The sequence below is a fragment of the Chromobacterium sp. ASV23 genome, assembly GCF_016428945.1.
Lineage (GTDB): Bacteria > Pseudomonadota > Gammaproteobacteria > Burkholderiales > Chromobacteriaceae > Chromobacterium > Chromobacterium sinusclupearum.
The window spans coordinates 1-252 of record NZ_JAELTR010000290.1; the positions used below are offsets into that span (position 1 = coordinate 1).

At 71.8% G+C, this 252-nt stretch carries 1 pseudogene; it reads right to left on the reverse strand.

The window, feature by feature from the left end:
* Positions 1–125: pseudogene (locus JHD59_RS22665) on the reverse strand (aminotransferase class III-fold pyridoxal phosphate-dependent enzyme); the annotation flags it as partial.
* Positions 126–252 lie beyond the last annotated feature (127 nt).

A 252-nucleotide genomic window follows, 5' to 3' on the forward strand; every position in this document is an offset into this window, starting at 1 on the left:
TCGCTGGGGAAGGGGCCGAAGCCCAGCTTGTACGGCGCCACCTTGCCGGTCAGCGCCATGCCCATCAGCGTGCGGCCATGGAAGGCGCCGCCAAAGGCGAGGATGCCGGGGCGGCCGGTGTAGGCGCTGTCTCTTATACACATCTCCGAGCCCACGAGACTCCGCCAATTATCGCGTATGCCGTCTTCTGCTTGAAAAGGGGGGGGGGGGGGGGGGGGGGGGGGGGGGGGGGGGGGGGGGGGGGGGGGGGGG